The following is a 16,382-nucleotide window of genomic DNA, read 5'->3' on the forward strand; positions in this document are numbered from 1 at the left end:
ATACAATGAATATATTATTCACATAGAGTTAATATATTCTTAACAATTTAATTTGTTTTATTTACCCATCTCATTTTTAGATCCAAATTTATTTTAAACACAGATCATTTTATTTTTATTTCGTTAATTAAAACACATAAAAAAGCCCCCATAATTGGAGGCTTTTTTAGATGCTAATCTAAGAAATAACTTAATTCAATTAAGCCAAACCTTTCTCTTTCAACACTTGAAGCATGGTCGAACCCAGCTCAGCGGGACTACGTGTATATGCCATGCCCGCTTTTTCAAACGCTGCAAATTTCTCTTCAGCCGTTCCTTTACCACCCGAAATAATTGCACCCGCATGTCCCATACGTTTACCTTTAGGCGCTGTCACACCTGCAATATAACCGACAACAGGTTTGGTTACGTTGGATTGAATGTATTCCGCCGCTTCTTCCTCAGCCGTACCACCAATTTCACCAATCATAATGATCGCTTCAGTTTCAGGATCTTCTTGGAACAATTTTAAGCAATCAATTTGGTTCATGCCCGGAATCGGATCACCACCAATGCCAATACAGGTTGACTGACCCAGACCCAACTTCGTGGTTTGCGCCACCGCTTCATAAGTCAATGTACCGGAACGTGAAATAATCCCAATTTTACCGGGTTGATGAATATGACCCGGCATAATCCCGATCTTACATTCACCTGGAGTGATAATGCCTGGACAGTTTGGACCAATTAAACGTGCATTGTTGCCATAGGTTTCGAGGTAACGTTTTGCTTTCAACATATCCAGTGTCGGTACACCTTCAGTGATGACCACAATCAGTTCTACACCAGCATCAATTGATTCAATAATCGAATCAAGTACAAAAGGTGCAGGAACATAAATTGAGGTTGCAGTTGCCCCTGTTTCTTTCACCGCTTCTGCCATGGTATTAAAGACAGGTAGGTTTAAATGGGTTGTTCCCCCTTTACCTGGCGTTACCCCACCCACGACTTTGGTGCCGTATGCAATGGATTGTTCTGAATGGAATGTGCCGTTTTTACCTGTAAAGCCTTGTACCAAAACAGTGGTGTCTTTATTAATTAATACGCTCATGATTGATACTCCTTATGCTTTTACTGCGGCAACAACTTTTTCTGCAGCATCAGCTAAGCCTGTTGCAGAAATTAATTTAAGACCTGATTCATCAAGTAATTTGGCACCTAACTCAGCATTGTTACCTTCTAAGCGAACAACCACAGGTACCGTTACATTTACTTCTTGAACCGCTGCAATAATCGCTTCAGCAATCATGTCACAACGTACAATTCCACCAAAAATATTGATCAATACACCTTGTACAGAGCTATCTGACAAAATAATTTTAAACGCTTCAATCACACGATCTTTGGTTGCACCACCACCGACGTCTAAGAAGTTTGCAGGTTGACCACCATACAGTTTAATGATGTCCATGGTGGCCATCGCGAGACCCGCACCATTAACCATACAACCAATATTACCTTCTAAGGCCACATAGTTCAGATCAAATTCAGACGCTTTTAACTCACGCTCATTTTCTTGAGATTTATCACGCATCGCTGCAATTTCTGGCAGACGGTACAGCGCATTTGAGTCGATACCGACTTTGGCATCGACACACAGAATCTCACCATTCTCACGTACAGATAGCGGATTGATTTCGAACAACGCAAAATCATTTTCAATAAAAGCTTTATACGCTGAAGTCATGATGGTCACAAACTGATTAATTTGTTTGTCTTTTAGACCTAATTGAAATGCCACATCACGCGCTTGGAATGGCAATAAGCCGACCAAAGGATCTACTTCAACTTTAATAATTTTTTCAGGGGTTTCTTCAGCCACTTTTTCAATTTCAACACCGCCCTCTGTCGATGCCATAAAGGTCACACGGCGGCTTGAACGATCGACCACTGCACCTAAGTACAATTCACGTTCAACCGGATAAACATCTTCACAAATGAGGATACTGTTGACTGGCTGACCATTGGCATCGGTTTGATAAGTGACTAAACGGGTACCAATGATTGAATTAGCATAATCAGCAACTTCTTCTTTTGATTTCGCGACTTTTACGCCACCTGCTTTACCACGACCACCTGCATGAACTTGCGCTTTCATCACAGCGAACTTACCGCCGAGTTGTTCAAATGCAGCGACTGCTTCCTCTGCATTGGTTGCAAGAATCCCTTCCTGAACAGGCATTCCATATTTCTTTAACAGCGCTTTTGCTTGATATTCGTGTAGATTCATTTTTTTACCTTTGACTACTTTTCACTTTTTATGATCAATCAATACTTAAACATCCATCGCAATAAGTATTGGCATTTATTAAATTTTGTACTTATAGTTTTAGATGATTATTCATACAAAAACAACCATCAAATGCAAAAAGAGCGGCCTAAGCCGCTCTTTTTTGATTTATTTACGCTTGCGTTGAATCGCGTGAATCGCACGTCCATCGACTGCAAGTGCAGCTTCATGAACCACTTCAGAGAAAGTTGGATGACCGAAAGTCATCAATTGTAAATCTTCTACAGAAGATACAAATTCAAGTGCGATCATACCTTGGTGAACGATATCAGACGCAGCAGGTCCAATCACGTGCATACCGAGTAAACGATCTGTTTTCGCATCAGCAACGAACTTCACAAAACCAGCATTTTCACCCGCTGCCATTGCACGACCGTTCGCAGCGAAACCGAATTGACCAGTTTTCACTTCATGGCCTTTATCGATCGCTTGCTCTTCTGTTAAACCCACCCACGCCGCTTCAGGGTGTGTGTAAATTACAGAAATGATGGTGTCGTAGTTCACTTGAGCTGCATGACCGTGCATACGTTCAACAGCCATTACGCCTTCTTCCATTGCTTTATGTGCAAGCATTGGACCACGTACTAAGTCACCAATTGCGTATACGCCTTCAACAGAAGTTGCACACCAATCGTTAACTTCAACTAAACCACGTTCAGTCAATTTAATGCCTGAATCTTCAGCCAATAAACCTTCTGCATAGGCTTTACGACCGACACAAACGATCAACTTGTCGAAAGTTTGCGTTTTGTCTTCACCGCCTTGGGTGTATTGAACAGTCACTTCACGACCATTGATTTCTGTGCCCGCTACTTTAGCGCCAACACGGATATCAAGACCTTGTTTGGTTAATACTTTTTGGTAGTCTTTTGCCAATGCTTTATCAGCCATTGGTAAGAATGTATCCATTGCTTCAAATACAACAACTTCAGACCCTAGACGACGCCAAACAGAACCAAGCTCTAAACCAATAACACCTGCACCAATCACACCTAAACGTTTCGGTACTTCTGGGAATTCAAGCGCGCCAGTAGAGTCAACAATGATGTCTTGATCTACAGGTGCAACAGGAATATTCACTGGTACTGAACCAGATGCAAGGATCACATATTTCGGTTCTAAAATTTGAGTTTCACCTTCGTGAGAAACAAACTCAACTTTTTTACCTGCAAGGAGTTTACCAGTACCTTTTAACCATTCAATACCGTTGCCTTTAAGAAGACCATCGATACCCATAGTGAGTTGGTTTACAATTTTGTCTTTGCGATCTAGAAGTTTTGCAAGATCAAACTTCACTTCACCCGTGGTAATACCGTGATCATCTAAGTGATGTACTGTATCTTCATAACGGTGAGAAGAATCAAGCAATGCTTTAGATGGGATACAACCCACATTTAAGCACGTACCACCTAAAGATGGCTTGCCTTTGTGAATACGTTTTTCGATACACGCAACTTTAAAACCAAGTTGAGCTGCACGAATCGCAGCCTCATAACCACCTGGTCCACCGCCAATCACAACAAGATCAAACTGTTGAGACATATTTATCTCCAAAGAATCCCCCTAAATCCCCCTTTCACAAAGGGGGACAGCCCCTCTTTCTAAAGAGGGGTTTGGGGAGATTTCAAATTTATAAATTAAAGATCGAGGATCAAACGTGCTGGTTCTTCTAACAATTCTTTGATTGCTACAAGGAAACCTACTGCTTCTTTACCATCGATTAAACGGTGGTCATAAGAAAGTGCCAAGTACATCATCGGTAAGATTTCAACTTGACCATTCACCGCCATTGGACGCTCTTGGATTTTATGCATACCCAAAATCGCAGTTTGTGGTGTATTCAAAATCGGCGTAGAAAGCAATGAACCGAACGTACCACCATTAGTAATGGTGAATGTACCGCCAGTCATGTCTTCAATACCCAATTTACCGTCACGCGCTTTACCAGCATATGCACGGATACCGTTTTCAACTTCAGCATAGTTCATGCGGTCTGTATCACGAAGTACAGGAACCACTAGACCACGGTCAGAAGACACCGCTACACCGATGTCATAGAAACCGTGATATACGATGTCGTCGCCATCAATAGAAGCATTTACCGCTGGGTAGCGTTTAAGCGCTTCAGTTGCTGCTTTAACGAAGAATGACATGAAGCCTAGACGCGCACCATGACGTTTTTCGAATGCATCTTTATATTGCGCACGCATGTCCATGATTGGTTTCATGTTCACTTCGTTGAACGTAGTCAACATTGCAGTGCTTTGCGTTGCATTCAATAGACGTTCAGCAACACGTTTACGAAGACGAGTCATTGGAACACGTTTTTCGATACGCTCACCAGCAGCAGGAGCCGCTAATGGAGCAACAGCAGCTGCCGCAGGTTTAGCTTGATGATTCGCAACATCTTCTTTGGTGATACGACCACCGCGACCCGAACCCTCAACATCGCTTGCAGCGATACCAGATTCAGTCAATGCTTTACGCACTGCAGGCGCTTGATCAGTCACCGCTTGAGCACGTTCAACCACAGGTGCAGCACCTGCTTCAGTTTGAGCAGCAGCTTGTTCTACTTGACCTTCAGATTGAACTGCTTGAGTTTGAGCAGCGCCAGATACAGCACCCTCTTCAAACTGAGCAATCACTTCAGATGAAAGAACAGTATCGCCTTCACCTTTAAGGATTGAAGCGATTGTACCGTCTGCAGGAGCAACAACCTCTAAAACAACTTTATCCGTTTCGATATCACAGATCACTTCGTCACGTGATACAGCTTCACCTGGTTGTTTGTGCCAAGTTGCAATTGTTCCGTCAGCAACTGACTCTGGGAATACCGGTGCTTTAATTTCGGTTGCCATTATTGAGAATCTCCAGTTTGTTCAGCATTGATCGCTAATGCGTCATTTACCAGCTGAGCTTGTTGTTTTGCATGCAAATAAGGTGAACCACAAGCCGGTGCAGCAGAAGCTTCACGACCTGCATAACTAATACGAACTTGTTTACCCGCTTTCATCACATCATCGTATAAACGCGGTGCGATGAATAACCAAGCACCTTGGTTCTTCGGCTCTTCCTGAGTCCAAACGATATCTTTCACATTTGGATATTGAGCAAGAACTTCAGCTAAACGTGCTTCTGGGTATGGATACAATTGTTCAATACGTACAATCGCAGTATTGCTTAATTCAGCTTCACGACGTTTTTCAAGTAAATCATAGTAAACCTTACCACCACAAAGCACTAAACGGGTAACGTCAGCTTTGTTGATGTTGTCGATTTCATCGATCACGGTTTGGAATGAACCATTTGCAAGCTCTTCTAGTGTAGACGTTGCAAGTTTGTGACGAAGCAATGATTTCGGTGAAGTCACGATCATTGGTTTACGAATCGGACGAAGTGCTTGACGACGCATCGCATGGAAAATCTGCGCAGGAGTCGTCGGTGTAATCACTTGCATGTTGTCTTCAGCACACAGCTGTAAGAAACGTTCTAAACGTGCAGATGAGTGCTCAGGACCTTGACCTTCGAAGCCATGTGGAAGAAGCATGGTTAAACCACACACACGTTCCCATTTGGTTTCACCAGAAGCGATGAATTGGTCAATCACAACCTGTGCACAGTTCGCGAAGTCACCGAACTGAGCTTCCCAAATCACAAGGCTCTTAGGAAGTGTGGTTGCATAACCATATTCGAATGCCAACACCGCCATTTCTGACAACAATGAGTCATAAATAGCCGTACGTGGTTGGTTTTCTTTGATATGGCAAAGCGGAATATAGGTTGAACCATCGACTTGGTTATGCAATTTCGCATGACGGTGTGAGAATGTACCACGACCCACGTCTTCACCCGTTAAACGAACAAGGAAGCCTTCATCTAGAATGGTTGCATACGCTAAAGTTTCAGCAGCACCCCAGTTCAGTGGCATTTCACCTGTTTGCATTTTCAAACGGTCATCAATCACTTTCGATACTTGGCGTTGCATCACGAAGCCTTCTGGCAACTCACGCATTTTACGACCAAGTTCTTTTAAGCGTTCAATTGGGAATGAAGTATCCCATTTGTCTGTGTATTCGTGACCCAAGTATGGTGTCCAATCCACAAACATTTTTTTGTTTGGCTCAAGTACAAGTGCATTGGCAACGTGTTTACCCGCTTCTAAATCAGAACGGTACTGTTCAACCATGGCATCTGCTGCTGCACGATCTAACACACCCTGTTGAACCAATTGATCTGCATACAACGTACGGGTCGTTGTTTTCTTGTTGATCACTTGATACATCAATGGCTGAGTTGCTGCTGGCTCATCGGCTTCGTTATGACCACGACGACGGTAGCAGAACATGTCAATCACAACGTCTTTACGGAAGGTGTGACGGAAATCGTGTGCCAATTGAGAAACGAACAACACTGCTTCAGGATCATCACCGTTCACATGGAAGATCGGTGCTTGGATCATTTTCGCAATGTCCGTACAGTATTCTGTAGAACGCGCATCACGTGGATCAGATGTGGTGAAACCAACTTGGTTATTCACAACAATATGAACCGTACCACCCACTGTATAGCCACGTGTTTGTGACATTTGGAAGGTTTCTTGATTCACACCTTGACCTGCAAATGCTGCATCACCATGCACAATGATTGGTAATACGTCATCACCACCGATATCTTTACGACGCACTTGACGCGCACGTACTGAACCTTCAACGACTGGTCCAACGATTTCCAAATGTGATGGGTTGAACGCTAACGCTAAGTGAACTTCGCCACCTGGAGTCATCACGTTTGATGAGAAACCTTGGTGGTATTTAACGTCGCCTGAACCTTTTTTGTTCAGTGCTTTACCTTCGAATTCGCCGAATAGGTCTGCTGGGTTTTTACCCATGATATTGACAAGAAGATTTAAACGGCCACGGTGAGGCATACCGATAACCACTTCTTTACAACCTACAGAGCCTGCACGTTGGATCAATTCATTTACCATTGGGATAAATGATTCACCACCTTCAACACCAAAACGTTTCGCACCAACGTATTTGTTACCGAGGAATTTTTCTAGACCTTCAGCAGCCGTTAAACGCTCAAGGACATGTTTCTTTTGTTCTGCTGTGAAACCGAATTGACCTTTAGTTCCTTCAAGGCGTTGTTGAATCCAACGTTTTTCTTTGGTGTCAACAATGTGCATGTATTCCACACCAATAGAAGAACAATATGTTGCTTCCATGGCATTGACCATTTCACCCAAAGTCGCTTGATCTTTACCAAGTGCCAAGTTGCCTGTATTGAAAACAGTGTCAAGGTCTGATTTGGTTAAGCCGTGCGCAGCAAGATCTAGATCAGGCACGTCTTCGCGTTTTGCAAGACCTAATGGATCTAGTTTTGCTTTTTGGTGACCACGGTTACGATACGCAGCAATCAGTTGTAATACACCAATTTGACGACGTTCATGCTCAGAGCTTACCGCGCTTTGAACAACAGGTTGTACACGATTAGAATTACGACCTAATAATAGGAATTGCTCGCGTACATTGCTGTGAGGTTGATCACCTTTCGGGAATTTACCGAAGTACTCTTGCCAGTCAGCACCCACTGAATCTGGCGCTGTTAGATACTGCTCATAAAGTTCTTCAATATACGCTGCACTGTCAGCGGAAAGTTCAGTGTCAAGACGCAGAGCGTCAGCAACTTCTTGCATTTGTGGACCCATTTCCTATTGCAAAACATTACAGGGGGCTTGTTTAGCCCACCCATGATTGATAATGCCAAATCGGTAAATTGACATTCACCCATCAGGCATAAAATGACCATGGGGCGTTAACAGGATTGGACTGTCAAAACGAGGCAATCCAACACCAACAACGAATCATAACGCCCTTATATGGCATCATCACTCATCTTCCATACTCGACGAGGTCGAGCAATTTCTTTGCAAAATTGACTTAGAAAAATCAAAATCATTGGCTTTTCTAAAGCAATTCGTCCGCTCTATATTATCTATACTTTCAAGCATTAACGCACATTTAAAATGTTGAATTAATGTACCTAAATTTCAATCCAACTCGCTGAACACGACTTGAGCAAATGCTAACATGAAGACCCTGCCCAATTGATTTTATTGACACATACCTCATATAAATTAACTAAATACTGATTATTTATACAGCAATTTATCTATGATAACCCAAGATTTAATGCTTGACTCATAAATGCTATGAATGATTATTTTACATCAATCAAAACAAATGATAATCATCCAATTCGAGCCTATTCCATCTCATATTAGATTTATCGTTATGATAAACACTTCAGCTTATAATTAACCCCCACCTACCACTAAAGCATTATTCTAAAGTGACCAAAGGCGCAGTTTTTACCCAATATTAAACATTAAATCTGCTAAAACTCAGTTTTAAAAAATTAAAAAAAAGCACACCTCAAGGTGTGCTTTTTTTACTAGCAAGAATTAACCTGCTTGATCGAACATCATGCTACGGATGTGACCAATTGCTTTGGTTGGATTCAAGCCTTTCGGACATACAGAAACACAGTTCATGATGCCTTTACAACGGAATAAAGAGAATGGGTCGTCAAGACGAGCCAAACGCTCTTGCGTTGCTGTATCACGCGAATCAATGATGAAACGGTATGCATTCAACAATGCTGAAGGACCCAAGAATTTATCCGGGTTCCACCAGAATGATGGGCATGACGTTGAACAACATGCACACAGAATACATTCGTATAAACCATCTAAGTGTTCACGCTCTTCAGGAGATTGTAAACGCTCTTTCGGTGGCGCAGGCTGATTGTTAATCAAGAACGGTGTGATCTTATTGTATTGATCGTAGAACTGATTCATGTCTACAACCAAGTCTTTAATCACAGGCAGACCTGGAAGTGGACGAATCGTAATCACCTCAGGTAAATCATTCAGGTTCCAAAGACACGCCAAACCATTTTTACCGTTGATGTTTACACCATCAGAACCACAAATACCTTCACGACATGAACGACGGAACGTTAAAGTTTCGTCTTGTACTTTCAAAGCAAGAAGCGCATCAAGCAACATACGGTGCTTATCAGTCAACTCGAGTTTAAAAGTTTGCATGTACGGTGCTTTATCCTTATCAGGATCGTAGCGGTAGATATTAAATGTACGAGTACCTCGACTACTCATCTTAGCTCTCCCAATTAGAATGTACGTGGTTTAGGTGGAATTGCATCTACCGATAATGGACGGTAACGCACTGGCTTATACTCAAGATGGTTGTCTACAGAGAACCATAATGTGTGCTTCATCCACTCATCATCACGACGACCGTACGGGTAAGATGGGTGATCTGGTGGTAACTCAAAGTCTACAACCGTATGCGCACCACGACATTCTTTACGCGCAGCAGCAGAAATCAAGGTTGCTTTCGCGACTTCATACAAGTTTTCAACTTCAAGTGCTTCAATACGTGCAGTGTTGAATACTTTAGACTTGTCTTTCAAATGAATGTTACGTACGCGTGGTTCGATTGCAAGAATCTCTTTCACACCTTTCGCAAGCAATTCAGTGGTACGGAATACACCTGCATGGTCTTGAACGATGTCACGAATCGCATCAGCAACTTCTTGAGCGTTTTCACCTGTAGTCGATTCGTCAAGTTTACGAATACGTGCAACAGTTTGCTCAAGTACAGTCGTCGGAAGTGGTGCGTATTCATCACCGTGATGTTTAGTCACGTAATCGATGATGTGTTCACCCGCCGCTTTACCAAATACTACCAAGTCAAGCAATGAGTTGGTACCTAAACGGTTTGCACCGTGTACAGATACACATGAACACTCACCAATTGCATAGAAACCTTTCACTGGTTTAGTGAAGTTACGCTCTTCTGCATTGGTAGAGTAAACGTCATTTTCTTTATTGTAGTTCGCAACAAGCGGTGTAGTTTCACGGCTTTCAGGAACAACCACTTGACCATGAATATTGGTTGGAATACCACCCATTTGATAATGGATTGTTGGTACAACTGGAATTGGCTCTTTAGTGATGTCCACGTTCGCGAATTTCTTACCAATCTCGAATACAGACGGTAGACGTTTCATGATCGTTTCAGCACCCAAGTGCGTCATATCAAGCAAGATATAATCTTTCTTCGGACCACAACCACGACCTTCTTTAATTTCTTGGTCCATAGAACGTGATACGAAGTCACGTGGCGCCAAGTCTTTCAGTGTAGGTGCATAGCGCTCCATGAATGGTTCACCAGCATCGTTACGAAGGATTGCACCTTCACCACGACAACCTTCAGTCAACAATACGCCTGCGCCCGCAACACCCGTTGGGTGGAATTGCCAGAATTCCATATCTTGTAATGGAATACCTGCACGCGCTGCCATACCCAAACCATCACCGGTATTGATATAAGCGTTAGTAGATGCACGATACACACGACCCGCACCACCGGTAGCAAACAATGTTGCTTTCGCTTGGAATACTGCAATCTTACCTGTTTCTTGGTCTAATGCTGTTACACCAAGCACATCGCCTGCTTCGTTACGAATTAGATCTAATGCAATCCATTCAACGAAGAATTGAGTACCCATTTTTACATTGCTTTGATATAGCGTGTGAAGAAGTGCGTGACCTGTACGGTCGGCTGCAGCACATGCACGAGGAACCGCTTTTTCACCGTAGTTTGCAGAGTGACCACCGAATGGACGTTGGTAAATCGTACCGTCTGCGTTACGGTCAAATGGCATACCTAAGTGTTCAAGTTCGTATACCACTTGAGGTGCTTCACGCGTCATAAATTCGATTGCGTCTTGGTCACCTAACCAGTCAGAACCTTTTACGGTGTCATAGAAGTGATAGTGCCAATTATCTTCTTGCATATTACCAAGAGATGCACCAATACCACCCTGTGCAGCAACAGTATGAGAACGTGTTGGGAATACTTTAGTCAGTACCGCAACTTTTAAACCCGCTTGAGCAAGTTGGTAAGAAGCGCGCATACCAGAACCACCACCACCCACGATGACAGCATCGAAAGTTTCGTGTGGAATATTTGTGTAATCTTCTTTAGGGGTTATAGCGCCCATGATTGTTTCCTATCAATTCGCCCAAAAAATCTGGATCGCCCAGATTGCATATGCAAATACAGCAATAATGACTGCTGAAGTCAGTACCAGGCGTAAGCCTGAAGCTGAAGGACCCATCTGACGAGTAGTCACATAGTCAGTGAATACTTGCCACATACCAATCCAAGCATGCGCAACAAGAGATAAGACTGCCAATAGAGATAAGATCTTCATTGGTAATGTCATCATAAAGCCGAACCACTGTTCGTAGTTAAATCCGCCGTTACACAGGATCCAGCCGAATACCACAACGGTATACACAGCCAAGACGACAGCACTTACACGTTGGATAAACCAATCGCGAGAACCTGAACCCGTTAAACCAGTAGCACTTTTCATTAGAGAACAATCCATACAAATGCTGCGATAATACCGATCGCAGACAAGATTAATGAAATTGTAGCTGCCATGCGGCCACTTTCTAACTCTTCAGCAACACCCATATCAGCGAGTAAGTGCTTAATACCTGCGATGAAGTGAAAAATTAAGCCGGCTACAAATACCCATACAACAAAACGTACAATGAAGCCACCAAAGATTGCTTGAACCTCAGCAAAGCCTTCAGGTGAAGACAATGACTTATCTAAAAGCCATAAAAGTACAGGTACGAGTAAAAATACGATGACACCAGAGAGACGGTGTAAAATTGATGCAATTGCCACAGGTGATTTTAAGTTTACTTCTAAAACTTGACCCATGGACAAATTGACAGGTCTGTTGCTTTTCACAGCGGGCATCCTGTAAGTAAAAACTCCATCCGGAGTTTGTTGGAATAAATTCGAAGGACAGCTGGCATTGTCAGGCAAGCAAATGCCTAAACTTATAATGACGCTGAATTATAAAACGGCAATTTTTAAAACACAAACAAGCACCTGACTCAAAAACAGCGAAAAACCAAAGAATAAGAATCATTTGCATTTGCTTATGGTTTTTAACGACTAAGTTATAACCATAATTAAGAGCTAAATCCTTGTAATTTAATAATATCAAGCAAAAAACAGTAATAGAAATAAGCTTTGTTATATTTACGTTCCTACCTAGACTAAAGACCAATATTATGGGTGAAAATGCCTCTATTTTTGAGCCAAAATTGCTTAATTTTTTGCATAACCTTTATATAGCAATTTTAATAACGAAATTTAGCACTAAAATACCCTAACATTTAGCATATAAATATATACCATCATTTTGAATGATTTGACTTAACACTTCATGAATGGAAATAAGCACTTAGTTTGTGAATAAACTGTTTTTTTTCATGCTTTTTTTGAGCATTTGATGAAATAAAAAACAGTCAAAATAGCAAAATGCACCAATTTCGACTGTTTTCTATACAGCATAATTGGCAAAAATGATATTTTTTGATCAAACAGACACAAAAAATTGAAAAATATTTTCATGCTATTTTTTGTTGAATATTTAGCCGTTTTTTCGATAAAAAATTTGGGAATTTCCAACATATCAGTGGTTTTAGTCTTTTTGTTAAATTGAAAAAAGATATGAATATCCTGACAATAACCAATCAAAAAAAAGCCAATGCTAAATTTTGTTTAAATTATATACTGCATCTTTTGTAAAAATTAACATATGATACTGCGGCGTTAGTGAAACAGAGATAGTTCAATCTCACAGCACAATCAGAAACTGTAATGCTTGAACAGTCCAATTTATCCATAAGTATAATTGACAATATTTCTTGACCCACTAAGCTTATATCAAATTTTGATCCGTCTAACTTGACCATTACATATTGATTATTCTCAAGTTAGATAAAACATTCACCAGGACAGGAGATCTATTGAATGTCTGAAGCAACTGGCAAAAAAGCCGTTTTACAACTTGATGGCAAAGAAATTGAATTACCGATTTACAGCGGTACATTGGGCCCAGATGTAATTGACGTTAAAGATGTGTTGGCCGCTGGTCACTTCACTTTTGATCCTGGTTTTGTCTCGACTGCTGCATGCGAGTCAAAAATCACTTTCATTGATGGCGGTAAAGGTGTGCTTCTACACCGTGGTTACCCAATCGACCAACTTGCAACGAAAGCAGACTATTTAGAAACCTGTTATTTACTTTTAAATGGTGATCTTCCAACTGCTGAACAAAAAGTTGAATTCGACGCTAAAGTACGTAACCACACCATGGTTCACGATCAAGTCGGTCGTTTCTTTAACGGTTTCCGTCGTGATGCGCATCCTATGGCGATCATGTGTGGTGTTGTTGGTGCGCTTTCAGCGTTCTATCACAACGGTTTTGATGCTGAAAATGTGGATCACCGTGAAATCACTGCCATTCGCTTAATCGCTAAAGTACCTACTTTGGCTGCTTGGACTTACAAATACACTGTAGGTCAGCCATTCGTTTACCCACGTAACGATTTAAGCTACGCAGAAAACTTCTTGTACATGATGTTTGCTACGCCTGCAGACCGTGATTACAAAGTTGATCCAATCCTTGCAAAAGCAATGGATCGTATCTTCACGCTTCACGCTGACCATGAACAAAACGCTTCTACGTCTACAGTACGTTTAGCGGGTTCTACTGGTGCAAACCCATACGCATGTATCGCTGCAGGTATCGCAGCACTTTGGGGACCTGCTCACGGTGGCGCGAACGAAGCTGTTCTTAAAATGCTTGATGAAATCGGCACTGTAGAGAACGTTGCTGGCTTCATGGAAAAAGTGAAAACCAAAGAAGTTAAATTGATGGGCTTTGGTCACCGCGTTTACAAAAACTTCGACCCACGTGCGAAAGTAATGAAAGAGACATGTGACGAAGTGTTAAGCGCACTGGGTATCAATGATCCTCAACTTGCTTTGGCAATGGAACTTGAACGTATCGCGTTGTCTGACGAATACTTCGTTAAACGTAACCTTTACCCGAACGTTGACTTCTACTCAGGTATCATTCTTAAAGCGATTGGTATCCCAACAGAAATGTTTACAGTAATCTTCGCACTTGCGCGTACTGTGGGTTGGATCAGCCACTGGATCGAAATGCACAGCGCACCGTACAAAATCGGTCGTCCACGTCAGCTTTACACTGGCGAAGTTCAACGCGATATCGTTCGTTAATTCGAACAGCGTTGATGACGTAAAAAAACCACCCTTCGGGTGGTTTTTTTATACGCTTTTTCTAATGATTTAATCAATTAAAGGGTTATGCTGCATCGTAATGATCTAAATCTAAGGTCTTAAGCTGTGCTTTGAGCTTTTTCAAAGACCATGGCCATGCAGCAAAGTTTCGTCCATTGGCATCTAAATAATAACTCTTACACCCACCAGCATTAAAAACAGTGGTTTTAATATGTTTTTGCACCAAGTGATTGTGCTTATCCAGTACATGCTTTTTAATCATCAATTGTTTAATGCCCTGCTTTTTCATTTTGATCAGACCATCAACGATATAGCCAATTTGGGCTTCCGCAATGCCAATAAACGAGTCATAGACCAAGATATTTGGCCCTAAAACCAAGAACGCATTGGGCAAACCCTCAATACTTGTACCCAAATAGGCCTCAGGTGAAGAGTCTTTCCAACGCTCCGTCAATAACTTTCCATCGGTATCATAAACACGTTTACCTATCGGTGGATGTGACACCTCAAATCCTGTTCCCCAAATAATCACATCAACTTCATGGCGTTCACCATTGGCTGCCACCACAGTATTCCCATCGATCTCCACCAAACCATGTGGAATCAAACTCACATTGTCCTGTTGTAAGGCAGGATAATAATTATTGGCAAACAACAGACGCTTACAACCAATATCAAAATTCGGCGTGACATCTTTACGCAATTTTTCATCTTGAATTTGCAACTTAAGCAGTTGACGACTTAAAACATTAATCGGTTTCAATACTTTAGGATTACGTAAACCAAAATTAATACCATTTAAAATTTGGGCAATGCTGTTGCGCCAAGTTTGTTGAATAATTGGAAAGCGTTGGATCACTCCCTTTGCCGTCTCATTCAAATCCATATCTGCTTTTGGTAGAACCCAAGGTGCGGTACGCTGAAAAACCAGTAATTGTTTAGCAAGGGGTTGTACTTGAGGAATAAATTGAATTGCGGATGCACCTGTTCCAATGACTGCAATTCGCTTTCCCTTGAGATCAGCATCATGATTCCAACGTGCTGAATGAAACATTTCACCTTTAAAGCTCTCAATCCCTTTCAATTTCGGCATCGAAGGTTCGGTAATTGGCCCTGTAGTAAACATCACTGTTTTGGCTTGATATACACCTTTTGATGTTTCAAGATTCCAAATGCCTTTGATTTGATCCCATTTGGCGCTGAGAAGTTCATTATTGAATTCGATTTTTTTATATAAATCGAACTTTGCAGTCACTTCTTCGAGATAACTTAAAATCTCAGGCTGTTTAGCAAATAGGTGACTCCACTTGTGACTAGGTGAAAACGAAAAAGAATATAAAGCAGAAGGGACATCACAACCACAGCCAGGATAGCTATTGTCACGCCAAGTTCCGCCTACACGATCAGCTTTCTCAAGCACAATATAATCATCATAACCTTCTTTATTCATCTTATATGCAGCGGCAATCCCTGAAATACCGGCGCCCACGACAATAGTATCGTAGACATGAGTCGTGGTCGTGGACATCGATGGTTCGATGAGTTGATCTTGAGCGCTTGTCAATGATTTTGCTGGATGGGTGTTTAATGTTTCCTGCACAGTGGGTTGTGTTTTTACATCCGTTTTCAATGCTGTTTGCTGAGATTCAGGTTTTACGCCATCCGTTTGTCGTGCTGAATGTTGCGCTTCAGCTTGAACCTTAGCCTTATGTGTTGGCACAGAAGGCTGTATTACCGACTCAGTTTTTTGTTGTACGCCGTCAATAGTGGTCGATGGTTTCTTAGCAGGCTGAGATGACTCAGATGACTGTACCGGTTTTGCT

Annotated in this window: 10 protein-coding genes and 1 pseudogene; 1 reads left to right on the top strand and 10 read right to left on the bottom strand. The window is 41.8% G+C overall.

Annotated features, from left to right (window positions below; genetic code table 11):
* Positions 1–199 precede the first annotated feature (199 nt).
* From sucD to sdhC, 9 genes and pseudogenes are all read right to left on the bottom strand, one after another.
* A complete protein-coding gene (gene sucD / locus G8D99_RS11015) occupies positions 200–1,090 on the bottom strand; it encodes a succinate--CoA ligase subunit alpha (RefSeq protein WP_166325781.1) in 891 nt (296 codons plus the stop codon).
* A gap of 12 nt (positions 1,091–1,102) precedes the next feature.
* Positions 1,103–2,272, bottom strand: a pseudogene (sucC, locus tag G8D99_RS11020) (ADP-forming succinate--CoA ligase subunit beta); the annotation flags it as partial.
* Between the two features lie 165 nt (positions 2,273–2,437).
* Positions 2,438–3,871, bottom strand: coding sequence for a dihydrolipoyl dehydrogenase (gene lpdA, locus G8D99_RS11025; protein ID WP_166325787.1), 1,434 nt, complete (start codon positions 3,869–3,871; stop codon positions 2,438–2,440).
* A gap of 95 nt (positions 3,872–3,966) precedes the next feature.
* Positions 3,967–5,187 carry a 2-oxoglutarate dehydrogenase complex dihydrolipoyllysine-residue succinyltransferase gene (gene odhB / locus G8D99_RS11030; RefSeq protein WP_166325790.1) on the bottom strand — a complete coding sequence of 407 codons (1,221 nt, stop codon included), beginning with the start codon at positions 5,185–5,187 and terminating at the stop codon, positions 3,967–3,969.
* Complete coding sequence (locus G8D99_RS11035; protein WP_196782886.1) at positions 5,187–8,027, bottom strand: 2-oxoglutarate dehydrogenase E1 component; 2,841 nt, start codon at positions 8,025–8,027, stop codon at positions 5,187–5,189. The genes odhB and G8D99_RS11035 overlap by 1 nt, the downstream gene beginning before the upstream one ends.
* Before the next feature lie 768 nt (positions 8,028–8,795).
* Positions 8,796–9,509, bottom strand: coding sequence for a succinate dehydrogenase iron-sulfur subunit (locus G8D99_RS11040; RefSeq protein ID WP_166325796.1), 714 nt, complete (start codon positions 9,507–9,509; stop codon positions 8,796–8,798).
* A 14-nt stretch (positions 9,510–9,523) separates the two neighbouring features.
* Positions 9,524–11,422, bottom strand: a complete 1,899-nt coding sequence (locus G8D99_RS11045; RefSeq protein WP_166325799.1) for an FAD-binding protein — start codon at positions 11,420–11,422, stop codon at positions 9,524–9,526.
* Positions 11,423–11,434: 12 nt separating this feature from the next.
* The gene (sdhD, locus tag G8D99_RS11050) at positions 11,435–11,800 is read right to left on the bottom strand and encodes a succinate dehydrogenase, hydrophobic membrane anchor protein (RefSeq protein WP_166011771.1); all 366 of its coding nucleotides are present in this window, start codon (positions 11,798–11,800) and stop codon (positions 11,435–11,437) included.
* Positions 11,800–12,198 (bottom strand): succinate dehydrogenase, cytochrome b556 subunit, encoded by a 399-nt coding sequence (sdhC, locus tag G8D99_RS11055; RefSeq protein WP_166327722.1) that lies wholly within the window; start codon positions 12,196–12,198, stop codon positions 11,800–11,802. Before sdhC ends, sdhD begins: the two co-directional genes overlap by 1 nt.
* 1,065 nt (positions 12,199–13,263) lie before the next feature.
* Between sdhC and gltA the strand changes: the two genes are divergently transcribed.
* Positions 13,264–14,538 carry a citrate synthase gene (gene gltA / locus G8D99_RS11060; protein ID WP_166325802.1) on the top strand — a complete coding sequence of 425 codons (1,275 nt, stop codon included), beginning with the start codon at positions 13,264–13,266 and terminating at the stop codon, positions 14,536–14,538.
* Positions 14,539–14,623: 85 nt separating this feature from the next.
* Here gltA and G8D99_RS11065 read toward each other — a convergent pair whose 3' ends face one another.
* A complete protein-coding gene (locus G8D99_RS11065) occupies positions 14,624–16,087 on the bottom strand; it encodes a flavin-containing monooxygenase (protein ID WP_166327724.1) in 1,464 nt (487 codons plus the stop codon).
* Positions 16,088–16,382 lie beyond the last annotated feature (295 nt).

Source organism: Acinetobacter lanii (assembly GCF_011578285.1).
GTDB classification, from domain to species: Bacteria; Pseudomonadota; Gammaproteobacteria; order Pseudomonadales; family Moraxellaceae; genus Acinetobacter; species Acinetobacter lanii.